Raw genomic sequence first — 17,160 nt, forward strand, 5'->3', positions numbered from 1 at the left:
GCCGGGGCGACCCACCGTGCTCAGGACCGGATCAGGAGAAGTCGACCAGGAAGTAGTAGCTGGTCGGGTCGGACCACACCCCGTCGGCCGTACGCCCGCGCACCCTCATGGTGTGCGAACTGGTCGAGGTGGGCGTGTAGGTGACGGTGGCGACCCCGGCGGCGTTCGCCGCCACCGTCGTCGGCTCCCCGTTGTCAATCGTGTACTCGAACTCCACCACGCCCGGGCTGCCGTGGGTGAAGGTGAAGTCGCCCGGTTCGCCGACGCCACCGGACCACTGGCTCTCCGGGTAGGTGGTCGACGACACCCGTGGTGCGGTGCCGACCAGGAACGGGTAGTCCGTCTGCGGCGTGTATTCGCCCGCCTCGGTGCGACCCCGTACCGAGAAGACGTTCGCGCCGTTGCGGTCCATCGTCACCGAGATGTCGGTGACCAGCGACTCGGGCGTCTTCGGCACGCTCTGCCAGGCGCCGCCGTTGAGCTGGTACTCGAAGGTCGTCACCTCGTCGATCTCGGTGTAGACACCGAACCTGCCGACCGCGCCGATACCGCCACGCGGCGTGTACTCGTCGTACGCGCTGCTGACGTTCACGCGTGGATCGCGTACCCGGAAGTAGTACCGCCGTTCGGCGCTGGCCGTGCCGTCCGCCGCCCGGCTGGTGACCGTGAGCAGAGTGTTGCCGGCGTGTACGGGCGCGATCTCGATGGTCGCCTTGCCGTCCGGTCCGGCGGCCACCACCTGCTCCTCGCCGCTGTACTCCAGCACGTAGCGGTACTCCGCCACGTCGGAGCGGCCCGGATTGAAGGTGAACCGACCCGGCTGGCCGGGCTGGCCGCCCTCGCCGTTCTCCGGGTATTCGCTGGACGTCACCACCGGGGCGTCGCTGACGTCGAACGTGTAGGTCCGCGTCGGCGAGAACGATCCGTCCAGGAAGCGCGTCCGTACCGTCAGCGTGTTGCGGCCGGAGTGCTCGGGGGTGATCGTCGCCCGCCCCCAGCTGTACTCCGGGTCGACAGTCTGCTCGGCGCCGTCGTTGAGCCGGTAGACGTAGGCGTCCACGTCCGGCATCGCCGTGTCGAAGTTGAACTCGCCGGGGATGCCCACACCGCCCCACGCGCCGTACTCGTAGTAGGTGCTGGAGTAGACGGTCGGCTTGGTGTCGATGACGTGCCCGCGTGCTGGTCCGGCTCAGCGCCCGCGTGGAGCCGGGCGGGGTGACTGTGTCGGCCGCGGACCAGCAGGGCGTACGTCACTGGGTCTTCTGCGACCGGCGACCACCCGGCGGCGGCCGATGCGCCCTACCCACCGACCACACCGTGCCCTGCTCGCGGCGCGCTCTCTCTCGGAAATGACCAAGAGGTTTGCGTCACCGATCAGCACTCCGGTGACGCAAACCTCTTGATCAACACGGTGAAGCAGCCCCGAGAAATCAGCTGGCGCGGAACGCCACCCAGGCGTCGCTCATCCGGTCGGCCTGGCCGGCGGTGAACATGTTCATGCAGGAGTCCTGCGTGTAGTCCATGAAGTTGTGGATCGGGTCCAGGCCCGGCGCGGAGCAGGTGTCGGCGCCCACCGGGCAGTCGAACTGCGGCGTCGCCTCGCGCGGGGTGTCCTCGACGAAGTCACCGGACGCGGAGCAGCCGTGCGCGAAGGTGTGCTCCAGCATCAGCCAGTGCCCCACCTCGTGCGTCAGCGTGTCACCGAGGGCGTACTTGCCGGCCGTGCCGCCCGGCATCGACTCGTCGAGCATCACCACGCCGTCGATGTAGTCGCGGCCGTTGTTGTAGCCCTTCGGGAAGTACGCCCAGCCGAGCAGCCCGCCGCCGATGTTCGCCGCGTACACGTTGAGGGTGCGGGCGTCGCCGGTGTAGAGCGCCTTCTTCATGTCCCGCTCGTTCTTGCCCGGCACCACGGTGTACCAGGCGCTGTTCACCGTCCACGTGGTGTCGACCAGCGAGAAGCGGAACGGGGTGTCGGAGGCGTCCGCCGCCGTACGCCCCGCGAACGAGTCGTTGAGCACCGTCATCTGGGCCGCGATCAGGGTCTCCCACCGAGCGGTCTCCGCCGCGCTCAGCGGGTGGTCGGAGATCATGTGGAAGACCGTGGGGATGGTGACGCTGCCGTTGGGCAGGCGCGGCGAATCCTTGATGACGCCGTACGCGTTCGCCTCGTTCTTCGAGTAAAGCTCCGGCTCCTGGGCGGTGGCGCCCTCGGCGAGCCGGGCCGCGCCGTGCGCGTCGGCGCCCGGCTCGCACACCGCCGCGCCCGGCGAGACGGTCACGGGTGCCGCCGCGACCGCGCCGGAGACGCCACCGGACGCGAGGAACGTCGCGGCGGAGGCGGTGAGAACTGCCAGTCGGAAGATCGGTCTCCTGTGCATCGGTGCACCTTTCAGGGATGGACGCGGTGCTGATCTCGACGCGGGGTGGCCATGACCGGACGTCAATGGCGTCGTCTCCCCGGTATCAGAACACGCCGACCACGGAGACAAAAGGCCTGCTCAAAGGGCTGATTCCGATGTAACGAAAGGCGGCCGGAAAGCGCTTCTTAACGGCTCTCGGACGCGGCGAGTTCGGCGAGGAACGCCGCGATCGCCGGGCGGAGTGGTCCCGCACCCCGGCTCCGGGTCACCGCGAAGATCCGCCGCTCGGTCACCGGGTCGACGAGCGGCTCGACGTGCACGGTCGGCGGCACGGTGCGCAGTGCCATCCCCGGCACGAGGGCCGCGCCGAGGCCCGCGCCGACGAGGTCGAGCGTCAACGCGAAGTCGACGGCCCGGTGCCGGATGTCCGGCTCGAACCCGGCGAGACGGCAGGCGTGCAGAGTGGACCGGAGGCACGGGGTGCCCTCGGCGCTGGCCACCCACCGCGCGTCGCGCAGGTCGCCGAGCCGGCCCGACCGGCGGCCCCAGCCGACCGGCGTGATCAGGTGCATCGGGTCGTTGGCGACCGGGTGTCGGTCCAGGTCGGACGGGAGCGGCGTCGGAACGTGGTCGTACTCCTGGAGCAGGATGACGTCGAGCGTGCCCGAGCGCAGGTCGAGCCGGCTCTGCTGGTCCTCCGCCTCGACGACGCGCACGTCCAGGTCCGGGTGCCGGGCGATCGCGCGTGCGGCGGCCGGCGCGACCAGGACGCCTGCCGCCGAGGGGAACGCACCCACGCGTACGACGCCGCTGACGTCGCGCCGCAACGCGGCGAGCCCTGCCTGGGCCTGCTCGACCGCGTTGATGATCTGCTTCGCGTGCTCCGCGAGGACGTAGCCGGCCGGGGTGAGCACGACCCCCCGGCCGGACCGTTCGACCAGTTCGCAGCCGGCCTCGCGGGCGAGTTGCCCGAGCTGTTGGGAGACCGCGGACGGGGTGACGTGCAGGGACGCGGCCGCGGCGGTGATCCCACCGCGCAGGGCCACCTCGTACAGCACCCGGAGCCGTCGGACGTCGAGATCCATGAAGCGAGGCTACAGGGAGGCTTAAGAAGTGTGAACTTGTGCTAACAGGTGACGGCCCGCAGGGTTGATCACATGAGAATGTCCCACCGACTCCAGGCCGTCCTGGTCGCCGCCATCTGGGGTGTGAACTTCGTGGTGGTCGAGGTCGGCCTGCGGGACCTGCCACCGCTGGTCCTGACCGCGCTGCGGTTCGTCGTCGTCGCCGTACCGCTGGTGTTCTTCGTGCCCCGGCCGACCGCCCGCGCGCGCTACGTCATCGCGTACGGCCTGGTCCTGGGGGTGCTGAAGTTCGGGGTGCTGTTCAGCGCGATGGCCCTGGGCATGGGCGCCGGCCTCGCCTCCCTGGTGCTCCAGGCGCAGGCTCTGGCGTCGGTGGTGCTCGCCGCGCTGCTGCTGCGGGAGCGCCCCGCCAGGCGGCAGATCGCCGGCGTGCTGGTCGGTTCGGCCGGCATCGGCGTGCTCGCGGCCTCCGGCGGTGGCCACACCACCGCGATCGGCTTCGCGCTCACCCTCTTCGCCGCCGCCAGCTGGGCCGTCGCCAACATCGTGGTACGCGCCAGCGGCGAAACCCGGCCGATCTCCCTGCTCGTCTGGTCCAGCCTGGTGCCGCCGCTGCCGCTGTTCGGCCTGGCGGCCGTCGTCGACGGCCCACAGGTGGTGCTCGACTCGCTGCTCGGCCTCTCCTGGCAAGCCCTCGCCGCGATCGGGTACGTCGCCTACGTCTCGACCCTGGTCGGGTTCGGCCTCTGGAACCACCTCATCGGCCGCTACTCGGTCGCCCGGATCGCGCCGTTCAGCCTGCTCGTTCCCGTCTTCGGGCTCACCGCGTCGTGGCTCTTCCTCGGCGAGCGGATGACCGGCGCCGAGGCGGTGGCCGCCCTGATCGTGCTCGTCGGCCTCGCACTCGTGATCGGCGGCGTCCGCCCGCCGCGCCCCACGGCGCCCGATCCGGCGGCGAGTCCATCGTCGGTCGCGGCGCCGAGCGGCGTGACCGACGCCGTCCGAACCGGAAAGTAGTCGCTCGCGAGGCCATCGGGCCAGGGCCGGCGGGGTTGACAGGTATGCGGCGGCCGCGCCCCAGACGAGGGCGCGGTCACTGCCGGGATGACTGATGCCGGCCGAGCATCTGACAGCCGAGGCTCCCGCTGCCGGGCATCGCCGGCCGGAGCCGCGTCCGCACCGGCGCCCGCCGGGAATCAGCCGAGGTTTACCTAGCTGCGAGACGTTTCGCCGGCCACGTAGACACCCTTGCCCTGGTGACCTTCGATCAGCCCCTCGGCCTGCAGGATCAGCAACGCCGACCGGACTGGCTCCGCGGACACCCCGTAGTGCGTGGACATCTCACGCAGCGAAGGCAGCTTGAAGCCCGGGCCGTACTCGCCCGAAGCGATCTTGTCACGGATGTCCTGTGCGATGCGTTGGCGCTCTGGAATTCGGGGCATGGCAACTCCTGGTAGGCCCCAAGATCCTCCCACGCCCGCCCTTCAGCAGCCAAGACTTCGCGTGCTTAGCATTGCCAGTCTCTGGCACCTTGCATGCTTTGCATTATAAGTTGGCTCCGGAAGCTCGGCACTGGATCGCCTGGTAGGCAGCCGGCCCTCCCGGTTGGGCCTCCACCTTCGCTGGCACGGTTGACGTCCCCCGTCGGCTGTGCCAGCACCCCAAAGCCCAACTGAAGCACGCCTGCCGTGGCCCGCAGAACGAGCGGTGAGGCTGGAGATGGCAGCCGACGGCGGGCGGCGCGTGTACCACCAGATGCGAAGGGCGGCCCACTGTGCGCAATCTGATCCGTCGGCCGGTGAAGCGGCGCGCCGAACCACCTCCACCCACAAGAGCGAACGAAACTACGCCGCTGCGCCCCTGGCAGATCCGGGACCGCTGCTTTCCGGTCACCCGCCGGGGCCTCGATCCGGTCGAAATCCGCGCGTTCCTGCACCAGGTTGCCGACGAACTCACCGTCGCACAGACCGCGCTGGTCGCGGTACAGGAGGAGAACGTACGCATCAAGGATGCCCTGCGGGCCTGGCAGAGCGCGCAGTTCGCGCAGCGTCACTACCGATGACCGGGCGATGGGTGATCCACCTGCCCATCAGTGCGCCGGACCTGGTGCGAGCACGGATCTTCGCGCGGACCGCGGCGCGGGTGCTGGTGCGGTTGAGCGCACGGGTGGAGCCGGGCGGGGTGACCGTGTCGGCGGAGGACGAACAGGGCGTACGCCACTGGGTCTTCTGTGACCGTCCACTGCCCGGCGGCGGCCGGTGTGCGTTGCCCGCCGAGCACGAGTCGGCGTGCGCGCACCGGCCGTGGCGACCGCAACCGGGACCTTACAGATAGATGGCTGTCAGGGGCGCAGCGGTGAGGAGCCCGTTACCGCATCGAAAAGGGTCGGCAACACCCACGCGACAGGCCGTCGTGACGATCTTTCCCGGCAGCGCCATTTCGGCGCCGGGGCGGTGCCCACGGCCCGCCCACTGGCAAGACGGGAGCTCTCATGCGCAACGGATCCCCGGCCACGACGACGACCTCCACCGCCGACGACTCTCGATCCGGTGTCAGCCGCCGCACCCTGCTCGGCGGCAGCGCCGCCGCGGCCGGCGCGACGGTGGCCGGCCTGGTCGCCGCACAGCCGGCGGCGGCCCATGCCCCCTCCGACGACCTGCTCAAGCACCTGCCGAAGGTCGGCCAGATCCCGCGCCGGTCGCGGATCGTCGACTACGAGATCGGCGAGTTGATCGTGCTGCTGCGCGCCCGGAAGCTGACCTCCGTCGAGGTGACGAAGGCCTACCTGGACCGGATCGCGCGGCTCAACGGGCCGTTCGAGGTCTACGGCGACAACGGCGGCTACAACGCGTTCGTCCGCGTCGACCGGGACGGCGCGCTCGCCCAGGCCGCGGCGGCCGACAAGCTGCTCCACAAGGGCGGAAAGGCGCCGCTGCTGTGCGGCATCCCCTTCGGCATCAAGGACTCCGTCGCCGTCAAGGGGCTGGAGGCCAAGAACGGCACCCACGCGTACGACGGGAACCTAGCCCACCGCGACGCCACTGTCGTGGCGCGGCTGCGCGCCCAGGGCGCGGTGATCATCGGCCACACCATCGCGTCGGCCTTCTCCGGTTCCATCTCCGGCACGTTCGCCGGCAACGCCTGGAACCCGCGTTTCATCCCCGGTGGGTCCAGCCAGGGCTCCGGCGTCGCCACCTCGGCGCGGCTGGCGGCGGCCACGATCGGTGAGGAGACCGGCGGTTCGATCATCATGCCGTCGGCGGCGAACGGCGCGAGCGCGATCAAGCCCTCGCTGGGCCTGGTCTCGACCGCCGGGGTCATGCCGCTCTCCCCCGGGTACGACGTGCTCGGCCCCATCGCCCGGTCGGTACGCGACGCCTCGCTGGTGCTCGCCGCGATCCTCGGGCCCGACCCGGCGCCCGACCCGTTGACCCTCTCCGCCCCCAACCCGTTCCCGGCCCTGCCGCTGGCGGCGCGCGGCGGTCGACGGCCCCTCGCCGGCACGACCATCGGTATCCCGCAGACCGACTGGATGACCCAGGGTGGCACCGGCGTGCCGCCCGCCGACACGTACGACGCCGACTACCGGGCCGCGTTCGACCGGTTCAAGGCCGAGCTGGTCGCCCTCGGCGCGCACGTCAAGGAGTTCCCCGGCCTGGACGTCACCGTCGCCGCCAACGACCCCTACTTCCGCACCAGCGAACGCCTGCCCCTGCCCGACGGCAGCGTGGTGTCCCCCGCGACCGCGGTGCTCAGCCCCAACCGGTACGAGATCCGCTACTGGCAGGCCGTCCAAGCGTTCGCCGAGTCGCACCCGGCGAACGCCGCCGCGCTGACCCGGCAGTTCGGCAACCTCGCCCAAGCGGCGGCCACCGCCGGCGCGATCCCCGCCGCCGTACGCGACGAGGGCGAACGCCGCCGCCGCACGTTGCAGGCCAACTACCAGCGGGCGCTGGACGAGGCCGGCGTCGACTTCATGCTGGTGCTGCCCATCGGCGCGCAGATCGGCCCGCGCGTCGGCGGCACCCAGCTGCGCAACTACCGCAGCTTCTATCAGCTGCCGAACGCGCTCACCTGGCCCATGGTGACGTTCCCCATCGGGTACGACCGCACCGAGGGCCTGCCCATCAACGCCGCCTTCTGGGGTCCCCGCTTCTCGGAGCCGGAGCTGATCCAGGCCGCCCTGGACTACCAGGACCGGCACCCGCAGCACCACCGGGCCGCACCGCCCGATCCGGTGTTCCCGCCGGCGCCGCAGGCCCGGCGCGCGGCGCCCGTCGAGGAGATCGTGCCGCCCGAGCTGTCCAACGACCCGCTGGTAGCCGAGGGGGCCTGGTCATGAGCGAGCCGTACCTGACGGTGGAGTGGCAGCCGCTGCTCAACGCCGGTTTTCCGCTGCGCGACCCGCATGACGAGCCGACACCCGTGTTGACCGTCGAGTGGGGACCGAAGCTCGGCACGAGCTGGTACGCGTACGACGACGAGGACGCCGAGGAGCCCGGCCGGCACTGAACCGACGCCGACCGTCGGCTGTCAGATGTCAGCCGACGGCCGGCGCGGGCGGCCGGCGTCAGGTCCAGAGGGCGGCGACGGCTTCGGCGTGGGCCGCGCCGACGGCCCGGCCCGCCCGGGCGGACGGCCCCCGGGTCGCGGGCGACAGCGCGTTGGTGCCGAACGCGTCAACGGACGCCTGGTCGGCGCTGATCACGACCACGGCGGCGGGCGCGAGGGCGGCGATCTCGTCGTCCAGGTCGCCCCACGGCTGCGGCGCGCCCTCCAGGGACGGCTGGATGACGAGCACCCGCTCCGCGCCGGCGGCCAGGTCGGCGTTGGTCATCGAGCGCACCCCGCCGTCCACGTAGCGCCGGCCGTCGATCGCCACCGGCGGCCAGACGCCGGGCACCGCGCAGCTCGCGGCCACCGCGTCGACCAGGGACGCCCCGGACTCCCGCGTGAAGACGACGACCTCGCCGGTCTCCGCGTCGACCGCCGGCAGGCGTACGTCCCGGTCGGGCCACCGCTTCACCCGGAGCCGGGCGTCGATCGCGGCGAGCCGGACGGCCGGGTCGACGGTCCGCGCGGCGAGCGCCAGCGAGCCCAGCCGGCGGCGCGCCTCCTGCGGGTCGGATGCCCCGGCGAGCACGGCTCCGTACTCGGTGAACAGCTTCTCCGTGTCGACGTCGACCTCCATCTCGGTGGTCTCCGGGTCGAGTTGGACCTGGTACAGGTCGTCGAGCGGAACACCACTGGTCACCTGCGCGGCGACCGTCGAGCCGGCGGAGGTGCCCACGACAAGGTCGGCGGCGATGACCCGCTCGGCGAGCGCCGGATCGGCGTCGGCGAGGCCCCGCAGGACGCCGAGTTCCCAGGCGATTCCGGCGACGCCACCACCGGCCAGCACGAGTGCGTTCGTCATGATCCGACCCTTCCACAGCCCCCGGACACCAGGACGGCCGTTCCGTGTGACGCGCGCCTCCCGGGCGTCCCCGTCGACCAGGCGCCCCGCCCACGCTGGGCCTCGACGCGCTCGGCCGGCGCTTGATCCACTCCATATCTGTGAAGTTGCGGTGTCCGAGGCGCTCGGATACCGCCATATCTGGGAAACGGTGTGGATCAAGCGCGGCGCGGGCCCCAGTGGCCCGGGACGGCACCTGCCCGGGACCGACGGATCGGTCCCGGGCCGGCGTTCACCCGAACTGGTTACCTGATCAGCTTCCAGGGGCCGTTCTGGTCGCCCGGCTCCTGGCCGCGCGTCCACCACTTCGCCTCGTAGACGTGGCCCTTGAAGGTCACCCGGTCACCGGAGTTGTAGACCCGGGTGGCCGTCCACGCCGCCGGGCTGTTGTCCGGCGGGGTCGGGGCGATCTCCTCCCAGGGGCCGTTGCGGTCACCCGGCTTCTGGTTGCGGGTGTACCACTGGGCGCGCCACTTCCTGCCGTCGTACATCGCGAAGTCGCCGGTGTTGAAGATCCGCGACGGCGTCCAGACCGCGGTGCCGTCCTCGGTCATGGCGATCTCCTGCCACGAACCGTTGGCGTCGGCGCCCGGCTTCTGGTTCTTCGTGTACCAGGAGGCCCGGAAGACGCGGCCCTGGTAGGTCACCCGGTCGCCGTCGTTGTAGACCGTCGACGCGCTCCACTCGGCCGGCAGGTTCACCGTCAGGGTGGCGGTGGCCTGGACGGCGGTGAGGTGCTCGTCGCCCGAGTACGACGCGGTCAGCGGGTGCTGGCCGCCCGCGAGACCCACCGGGAGGGTGAACGACGCGACGCCGTCGGTGACGGCGGCCGAACCACGGACGGTCGTGCCCTCGCGCAGCTCCACCGTGCCGGTGACCGGCGTGCTGCCGGCCGCGACCTTCACGGTCACCGTCGCCGCGGTGCCCCAGGTGGTGGGGGCGGCGGTGACGGTCACCGTCGGGACCTGCTTCGCGGTGCGGAACACCGCCGGCTGGGCCACCGCCTCACCGCCGTCGGCGCTGCGGGCGGAGACGATCCAGCCGTACGAGGTGCCCGGCAGCAGCTTGTCCCAGGTCACCGTGGCGACGCCGTTCGCGGCCAGCTCGTCGGTGCCGATCGTGCCGGACGGCACGTAGGCGGCGAGCGAGTCGGTCGAGAACGAGGTCTTGCGGGTGGTGAGGTCCACCGGGAGGGTCAGGTTGTCCTCCGCGCCGTTGTAGCGCGGCTTGGGCTGGCTGCCGTCCTGGCGGATGTCGTACTCGGTCGCGCCGAAGTTCTTGAGGAACGGCGAGTACGTGTCGATGTGCATCTCGGCCCGGTCCACGTCGAACTGGAGCAGGCGCAGGAAGCTCGCGCCGAACTGCAGCCGGTCGGTGGCCTTGTGGTCCGGGGTGCCGTCACCGTTGACGTCGATGGTGCCGTCCGGCGCGACCTGCCTGGGCCACAGCTCCCCGGCGGTCACCGTGTAGAACTGGTAGTCCGCCAGCAGCTCCACCACGTCGTGGCTGACCGTGACGCCGACCTTCGACTTCAGGTTGGTGCCCACGCCGTGCTCGTGACCGGCGAGGACCAGGAAGACGTTCGGGTTGGTCTGGACGACCTGCTTGAACAGCGGCGAGCCGTCCGGCGCGGAGAACTCCGCCCCACGGCCGTCGGGGTTGGCCGACGGCTTCAGGTAGTCGTGGGAGAGCAGGATCCCGTTGCGGTCCTTGTACCGCTTGAAGATCGAGTCGGCCCACTTGGCCTCCGCCGGCGTGACACCGTACGACAGGCCGACCGCCACGAAGTCCAGCCCGCCGGCCGAGAAGAGCAGGTAGTTGTTCTGGTTGTCCCGGCCCGGCGTGACGGATCCGTCGGCGTTGGTCACCTCGTCCCACGCGTGGTATTCGGTGCCCTTCGGCCAGGACTTCGCCGCCCCGTAGTACCGGTCGGCGCTGAAGGTGCGGCTGAACCGCGAGGTCGGGCCCGTCTCGGCACCCAGTTGGTCGTCGTGGTTACCCGCGATGACCTGGTTGACGACGCCGTTGTCGTCGAGGATCTTCTGGAAACCGGAGGCGGCCGCCAGCTCCCGCTCGACCTGCTCGTGCAGACCCGGCCGCTTGAGCGTGCCGTCCGGGTTCTTCGCCAGCGGGTCGTAGTAGTCGTTCTCGATGATGTCGCCGGTGTGCGCCGCGTACGCGATCTTGCGGCTGTCGGAGTTGTCGGCGATCCACTGCATCTGGTCGCGGTACGCGGCCGACCAGATCGCCTGCTCCTCGGCGGTCTCGACGTCCGAGGGCTCGACCTTGCCGTCCCAGTCGTCGTACGTGCCGCCGGCCGCACCCTCGGTGATGTACTGGGTGTCGGTGAAGTGGGCCAGCGAGAAGTCGTACGAGTTCGGGTCCTCGAAGCGGTCCTTGTCGTTCTGGGCCGTCGAGTCGCGCGGCGACAGGTCGTCGGCGAACGGGTCCTCACCGGTGACCAGCACGTGGACGACACCGTTGTCCCGGTAGCCGGCCTCCACGGTCGCGGTCAGCACCGTGTCCTGCTCGGCGTGGCCGCGGGCGCTGGTCAGCACGACCCACTTCTTCGTGCCCGGGTTCCACACCCGCAGCGCCACGATGCGCGCCGGGTCGATGGTGCCCGACCAGCGCAGCGTCGGCTCCTGCTTGGTCGCCCCCAGCGGCAGGTCGTACCGCTGGAAGACCACGTCCCGGCTGGACGGCGTGCCGATCGTCGCGCCGTCGAGCGGGCGCAGCGAGGACACGTCCACGGTCTTGTCGTGCGCGACGTCGAGCGTGGTCGGCACGTCGGCCGCCTCCCCCTGGTAGCCGCCGGTCGGCAGGACCACGTCCGCCTTGGTGAAGGTGGCGGTCAGCGCGACGCCGTCCGCGCCGGGGATCCGGGCGGTGAGGTCGGCCGAGAGCGGGTCGGTGCCCTTGACCGTCGAGGTGAGCTCGGTCGGGACGTCCGGGATGCTCGCGCTGCTGAAGCGCACCTCACGGACGGCGGTGTTGCCGAGCGTGTCGGTCACCGCCACCGCGAGCGTGTGCTCGCCGGCCGGCAGGCCGTGGCCGATCTGGTCGCCCTGCTTGACGGCCACGCCGTCCAGGGTGATGGTCGGCGTGCCGGCCAGCCCACTCGCGTCCTTGATCTTGACGTTGAGCGCGACGGTCGAGGTCAGCCGCTGCCCGGCTGCCGGGACGCTGCTCTCGATCTCCGGGGCGGTGTTGTCGCTGGTGAAACGCCGCGTCGAGGTCTTGTCACCGACGACCGCCTTGATGGTGTGGGCGCCGTCCGCGATCGACGTGGTGTCGACGTCCGCCCGCTTGCCCAGCGCCGGCAGCGCCGCGCCGTCCTGCGCGGTGACGTCGAACAGGATCGTCTTGGTCAGCACGCCGTTGTAGCTGCTGCCGCAGGTGCCGTCACCGATGAACGTGGTCACCTGCGAGCCCACCGGGTAGGTGGACGAGCCGATGCTGACCGCAGTCTGCGCGATCGACCGGGTCAGCTGGGTCGCCTTCCCGCCGACCGGCAGCAGCTGGAAGTCCCGCAGCGTGAAGTCGTCGAAGTTGTCGCAGCCGCCCGGCTTGGCGCTGCCCCGGTCGTTGCCGGCCACGAACTCCACCGCGTTGACGCCCGGCGTCAGCCACTCGTTCGGGAAGGTGAGGTCGACGACCTCCTTCTCCCAGATGCCGAGGTCCAGCGGGATGCCGTTGACCAGCACCTTGTTGTCGTAGCCGCCGTCGCTGCCGTTGCCACCGACGAACACCGTCAGGTGCGCGTCACCCCCGCTGGCGAGGGTGTCGACGGTACGCGTCGTCGGCGCGCCCTCGATGGTGAAGTGCAGCTCGGCCTCCTTGTTGGGCCCGCACGTGCCGTCGCCCAGCGCCAGCGACGCGGCGGTGGTCTCCGCCTTCGTCACGGTCGTGCCGCTGGTGGTGACGAGGTACGTGGTGCCGGCCGTCACGGTGCCCGGCGTGCTCAGGGTGAGGCTGGTCGCGGCCCGGGTGAGCCTGAAGTCGTCGTGGTTGGCGCAGGTCGCGCCGCTCACGGTGCCGTTGTAGTCACCGGTCTTCACCTCGACCACGTTGTCGCCGAGGCGCAGGAACCGGGCCGGGATCGGCAGCGTGACCGCCTCCGCTCCGGTGGCTCCGTAGTCGCCGCCCAGGTCGACCCGGTGGCCGTTGACCAGCGCGTAGTTGTGGTAGCGCGCCTCGACCGAGTTGCCGGCCTCGACCGTGAGCCCGAGCGTGGCGGTGCCGCCGGCCAGCGTCTCCGCGTTCCCGGCCGGCTTGTCGTCGACGGCCAGCGACTCGACCCGGTCGGTGCTGCCGCCGGGCAGCGCGGCGATCACCGGCTGCGTGCCGCGTACGCGGGCACCGTCACCGGGGGTCACCGCCGCCGCGCCCGCCGGGGCGTTGTTGACGTCCACCGTCACGGACGCCTCCGCGCCCGACAGGGTCGTGGCGCTGACGGTGTGCGTACCGTTGCCGAGCCTGGTGGTGTCGAGGTCCGTACGCAGGCCGGCCGTGCTGCCCGGCTCGCCGGAGATGACGAAGGTGAGGTCCTGGTTGAGCAGCTTCGACGAGCTGCCGCAGGTGCCGTCACCGAAGTTGTAGCTGAACAGGTTCTGCTCGCCGTCGGCGACCACGCCGAGCAGGCTGAGGCTGATGCTGCTCAGCGCGTAGTCGTCGTAGTTGGGGCAGCGGCCGCCCTCACCGTTCGGCAACTCCTCGTAGCCGACGGCGGCCTTGTTGGTCGAGTCGACCCAGTTGGCCCCGGTGTGCACGGTCACGGTGTTGACCCCGGCGTGCAGCCAGTCGCCCGGGAAGTCGAGGGTGCCGACCTGCCCGCCCGGGACGTCCGGGAAGTAGACCCGGTCCGCCTCGGCCGTGCGGCCGTTGACGGTGACGTAGTTGTGGTAGCGGGCCTCGGTGCCGTTGCCGCCCATCTCGAACGCGAAGTGGGCGGTGCCGGCGGTCTTCTCGGCGCTGATCCGGGTGCCGTCGACCGCCAGGGTCGTCACCGAGTCGTTCTCCGTCACGGGCTCCACGAGGACAGGAACCATGCCCTCGAGGTTCTGCCCGTCGGTGAGGTTGATCAGCGGCACGTTGCCACTGGTCGGCACCGCCTGCGCCCCCGCCGTCGTGGGGGCGATCCCGGCCGCCGATCCGGCGACGAGGACGAGGGCGGTCGCGGCCAGGAGGCCGCGTGTTCGTTTCCTGCGCGCACGTGCGTCGTGCGTCATGGCGAGGTCTCTCCTTCATCGGTGGGACAGACCGCAGCGCTGCGGTCACGCCGACGACCGGCACGGTGGTGCCGACGGCGGCGAGCAGGGGTGGGCCGGCAGGCCGGGTGTCAGGACGACGGACAGGTGCGCGCCGCCCTCCGACGGCGGGACCGGCGCAGCAGCAGCGCGACGACCGGGACGAGCAGCACTCCGCCGACGACCGCGGCGATCTGCGCGGCGGCGCGGCGACCGAGGTGCGGCTCACTCGCCGGCGGGGCGTCACCGAGCACCCAGTCCTGCGTCCGGTGGTCGGGCCCGTACACCGCGCGCTGCCCGTCCGGGCCGGTCGCCAGCGCCCGGTAGGCGGGGTCCAGGTCGGTGAGCAGCCGGAGGTCGAGGCGAGCGACACCGACCGGTCCCGGGCAGGTGTAGTCGACGGTCACGCCGGACCTAGCGAGGTCGCTCGGTGGCGCGACGGTGCCCGCGCAGGCCCGGCCGCCGCTCGTGACCGTCATCTGCCGCAGCACGTACCCCGCGAACTGCGTCGACGGCCCGAGCACCGTCGCGTCCGAGGGCTCGAAGAAGACCGCCCCGTCGAGCGTGACGCGGTCGGCCGGCAGCAGCCCGAGGTGTACGCCGAGCAGGGTCAGGTCGTCGAGGCCGCCGGCCCGCCAGCGGACGTGCACGACCTCGGGACGGGCCGCGTCGGCGGCGACGGCCACGGTCTGCGGGTCACCGAACGGGTGCGCCCCGGCCGGGGTGGCCGGGGCGAGCAGGGTCAGGGTGAACGCCACCGACGCGAGGAGGCTCGCCGCGCCACGGCGGGGCGAACGTTCGGGTGTGGACACAGCCGACGCTCCGGTCTACGGGTGCGAGGGCACGCCGGAGGGCGCGACCGGTCAAGCACCCTGCCGTCTCTGGGCGAACGTGCCAGCCGAGCCGGATGAGGAGCGAGCGCTGTGGGGGTGAACAGTTAGGTGATCACCGGTGGCTCAGAGGACGCGGGTGGCCCGCTCGGCGGCGGCCAGCGCGTCCCGGCGTGACTGGTCCAGATTGGTGGCCAGCACCACGGACGCCCCGGCGGACAGCGGTGTGAGCAGCCATTTCAGCGGCTGCTCGTGCTCGGCCACGTCGACCAGGAGCCGGTCACCGGCCCGCAGCCCCCACCTGGCGGCCAACTCGCGGGCGAGGCCACCCCACTGGCCGTACGTGGTGCCGTCGGGGCTGGCCGCGTCGGTCGCCCGGACGGATGCGTGGTCGGGCGCGGCGTCGCCGTGCCGCAGCACCTCCGCGGACCAGTCCAGCCACCCGACCGGCACGTCGGTCAGCGCGCCCGGCCCGGTGCCGACCAGGTAGCGGTGCGTCCCCTCCGGCACGTCCTCCAGCCAGTCGTCCAGCCGCTCCGGCGTCACGAACACCGCGTCGTACGGCAGGTCCCCGCCCGGTTCGAGCACCGGCAGGCCGGCGGTCGCCCGCGGCCGGAACGACACCGCGAGCCCGAGCGACCAGGCGCCCAGCAGCACCGCGGCGGTACGCCAGTGCGGCGGCAGCAGCACCGCCACCCGGTCACCCGGAGCGAGCCGGCAGCCGTCCCGCAGCAGGGCCGCGCCGCGCGCCGCCCAGTGGCCGAGCTGCCGCGCGGTCAGGTCGACGCGCTCGCCGGTGGCGTCGTCGAGCCAGGTGAGCAGTGGCAACTCGGTCTCCTCGACGCCGTCGCGAAGCGTCGAGACCGCACCTGTCGCGCCCATCGATAACCCCCCTCCCGGAGGACCCACCCTATCGGCCGTCTCGACATGGCCGAAGCACTCGACTTTGGTCGCTCCCGGGGTAGGCCGATGGCGGTTTCCACGGACCAGGCGGATGCGTGACGCTCACGGCATCGACCAGGAGGTGACCGTGTCCGTCGAGCCCACCACGTCGCCGAGGAGTCCCGTACCGCAGCGGATGAGCCGGGCCCGACGGCTGGCCCCCGTCCTGGCGCTCCTGCTTCTCGCACCCTGGGCGGCCGAGTGCTCCTGGGGTGGGTTCACCGCGCTCGGCTCGTTGGCCGTCGTGTTCGTCCTGGCCCCGCTGTACGGCGGGGCGGCGGTGCTGGTCCGGGAGACCGCACGGCGGACCGGCGGCGGCTGGCCGTCGATCATTCTGCTCGCGGCCGCCTTCGGCTGGTACATGGCGGGGCTGGTCGACCAGTCGCTGTTCAACCCGGACTTCCTCAGTGACACCGAGTACGCGGAGCTGAGCGAGGCGGCTGCCGATACCCGGGTGCCCGGGTTGGGGTTCAGCGCCGAGCAGGCGGTGGACTTCGTCGGCAACCACATCGCGCTGACCATCTGCGCCCCGATCGCGATCGTCGAGTCGCTGGTCGGCCCGGCCCGCCGCCGGCAACCCTGGCTGGGCCGGTGGGGGTTGCTGGTGGTGGGGCTGTTGCTGCTGCTGGGCAGCCTGATGATCTTCACCGACGACGAGTCGGGCCGACAGGGCTTCCTCCTCGGACCGGCGCAGTTCGCCGGAACGGTGCTGGTGATCGCCGCCCTCGTCGCGGTGGCCCTGCTCCCCCGGTGGCGTCGGGGCACGACCACCCGCCTCACGGCAGCCCATCCCACCGTCGGCCGGCTCGACGCCCCCGCCCCGACACCGGACCGCACGGCGCCACCGCCGGTCCTGGTCGCCGCGGTGGTGCTGGCCGCGTCCCTGGGCGCCGCACCGCTCAGCGGATGGGTCCGGGTGGCCGTGCAGCTGACGGCAGCCGCCGTCGTCGGGACGCTGATCGTGGCCTGGTCGCGGCGGAGGGGTTGGGGGCAGCGGCACGTCCTCGCCGCATGGTCCGCGGTGCTGGTCAACGCAGCCGCCTTCGCCTATCTGGTCCCCAGCTACGCCCCGGCCGGCCCCACGGAGGCGCTGGTCGGCGACCTGACCGTCACGGCGGTCACCGTCACGCTGCTCACCGCCGCGGTGCTCCGCCTCCGTCACCCCTGAGGCGTCGCTGGGCGCGTGAACCGGTCCACCCGGGAGCGCGAACCGTCGTGCGCGGCCGTCGACCAGCC

14 protein-coding genes are annotated in these 17,160 nt (G+C 71.8%); 6 read left to right on the forward strand and 8 right to left on the reverse strand.

The genetic code is table 11. From position 1 onward, the window contains the following. Nucleotides 1-31 precede the first annotated feature (31 nt). The 3 genes from GA0070620_RS19810 to GA0070620_RS19825 form a co-directional block, all read right to left on the reverse strand. Nucleotides 32-1,105 carry a hypothetical protein gene (locus GA0070620_RS19810; protein WP_231921864.1) on the reverse strand — a complete coding sequence of 358 codons (1,074 nt, stop codon included), beginning with the start codon at nucleotides 1,103-1,105 and terminating at the stop codon, nucleotides 32-34. Between the two features lie 325 nt (nucleotides 1,106-1,430). After that, a complete protein-coding gene (locus GA0070620_RS19820) occupies nucleotides 1,431-2,381 on the reverse strand; it encodes a zinc metalloprotease (protein ID WP_091593055.1) in 951 nt (316 codons plus the stop codon). A 167-nt stretch (nucleotides 2,382-2,548) separates the two neighbouring features. Next, complete coding sequence (locus tag GA0070620_RS19825; RefSeq protein ID WP_091593058.1) at nucleotides 2,549-3,448, reverse strand: LysR family transcriptional regulator; 900 nt, start codon at nucleotides 3,446-3,448, stop codon at nucleotides 2,549-2,551. Nucleotides 3,449-3,520: 72 nt separating this feature from the next. On the opposite strand from GA0070620_RS19825, the gene GA0070620_RS19830 reads away from it, so the two are divergent. Further along, nucleotides 3,521-4,465: an EamA family transporter gene (locus GA0070620_RS19830; RefSeq protein WP_091593060.1), complete on the forward strand. Its 945-nt coding sequence runs from the start codon at nucleotides 3,521-3,523 to the stop codon at nucleotides 4,463-4,465. A gap of 194 nt (nucleotides 4,466-4,659) precedes the next feature. Here GA0070620_RS19830 and GA0070620_RS19835 read toward each other — a convergent pair whose 3' ends face one another. Next, complete coding sequence (locus GA0070620_RS19835) at nucleotides 4,660-4,890, reverse strand: winged helix-turn-helix domain-containing protein (protein WP_091593062.1); 231 nt, start codon at nucleotides 4,888-4,890, stop codon at nucleotides 4,660-4,662. Between the two features lie 332 nt (nucleotides 4,891-5,222). On the opposite strand from GA0070620_RS19835, the gene GA0070620_RS19840 reads away from it, so the two are divergent. The 4 genes from GA0070620_RS19840 to GA0070620_RS32770 all read left to right on the forward strand — a co-directional run bounded on the left by GA0070620_RS19840 (nucleotide 5,223) and on the right by GA0070620_RS32770 (nucleotide 7,960). Next, nucleotides 5,223-5,510: a DivIVA domain-containing protein gene (locus GA0070620_RS19840; RefSeq protein WP_091593064.1), complete on the forward strand. Its 288-nt coding sequence runs from the start codon at nucleotides 5,223-5,225 to the stop codon at nucleotides 5,508-5,510. Further along, the gene (locus GA0070620_RS19845; protein ID WP_091593066.1) at nucleotides 5,507-5,782 is read left to right on the forward strand and encodes a hypothetical protein; all 276 of its coding nucleotides are present in this window, start codon (nucleotides 5,507-5,509) and stop codon (nucleotides 5,780-5,782) included. The genes GA0070620_RS19840 and GA0070620_RS19845 overlap by 4 nt, the downstream gene beginning before the upstream one ends. 157 nt (nucleotides 5,783-5,939) lie before the next feature. Further along, a complete protein-coding gene (locus tag GA0070620_RS19850; protein WP_091593068.1) occupies nucleotides 5,940-7,790 on the forward strand; it encodes an amidase in 1,851 nt (616 codons plus the stop codon). Further along, nucleotides 7,787-7,960, forward strand: a complete 174-nt coding sequence (locus GA0070620_RS32770; protein ID WP_157741676.1) for a hypothetical protein — start codon at nucleotides 7,787-7,789, stop codon at nucleotides 7,958-7,960. Before GA0070620_RS19850 ends, GA0070620_RS32770 begins: the two co-directional genes overlap by 4 nt. Nucleotides 7,961-8,018: 58 nt before the next feature. On the opposite strand, the gene GA0070620_RS19855 is transcribed toward GA0070620_RS32770, so the two are convergent. From GA0070620_RS19855 to GA0070620_RS19870, 4 genes are all read right to left on the reverse strand, one after another. Next, on the reverse strand, nucleotides 8,019-8,864 hold the full coding sequence (locus tag GA0070620_RS19855) for a patatin-like phospholipase family protein (protein WP_091593069.1): 846 nt from the start codon (nucleotides 8,862-8,864) through the stop codon (nucleotides 8,019-8,021). Between the two features lie 284 nt (nucleotides 8,865-9,148). After that, nucleotides 9,149-14,134, reverse strand: a complete 4,986-nt coding sequence (locus tag GA0070620_RS19860) for a carbohydrate-binding protein (protein WP_091593071.1) — start codon at nucleotides 14,132-14,134, stop codon at nucleotides 9,149-9,151. Between the two features lie 110 nt (nucleotides 14,135-14,244). Beyond that, complete coding sequence (locus GA0070620_RS19865; protein WP_157741677.1) at nucleotides 14,245-14,964, reverse strand: hypothetical protein; 720 nt, start codon at nucleotides 14,962-14,964, stop codon at nucleotides 14,245-14,247. A gap of 144 nt (nucleotides 14,965-15,108) precedes the next feature. Beyond that, on the reverse strand, nucleotides 15,109-15,864 hold the full coding sequence (locus GA0070620_RS19870) for a TIGR03089 family protein (protein WP_091593076.1): 756 nt from the start codon (nucleotides 15,862-15,864) through the stop codon (nucleotides 15,109-15,111). Nucleotides 15,865-15,976: 112 nt separating this feature from the next. On the opposite strand from GA0070620_RS19870, the gene GA0070620_RS19875 reads away from it, so the two are divergent. Beyond that, a complete protein-coding gene (locus GA0070620_RS19875; RefSeq protein WP_091593078.1) occupies nucleotides 15,977-17,092 on the forward strand; it encodes a hypothetical protein in 1,116 nt (371 codons plus the stop codon). The last annotated feature ends 68 nt before the right edge of the window (nucleotides 17,093-17,160 follow it).

This window comes from Micromonospora krabiensis (assembly GCF_900091425.1).
Lineage (GTDB): Bacteria > Actinomycetota > Actinomycetes > Mycobacteriales > Micromonosporaceae > Micromonospora > Micromonospora krabiensis.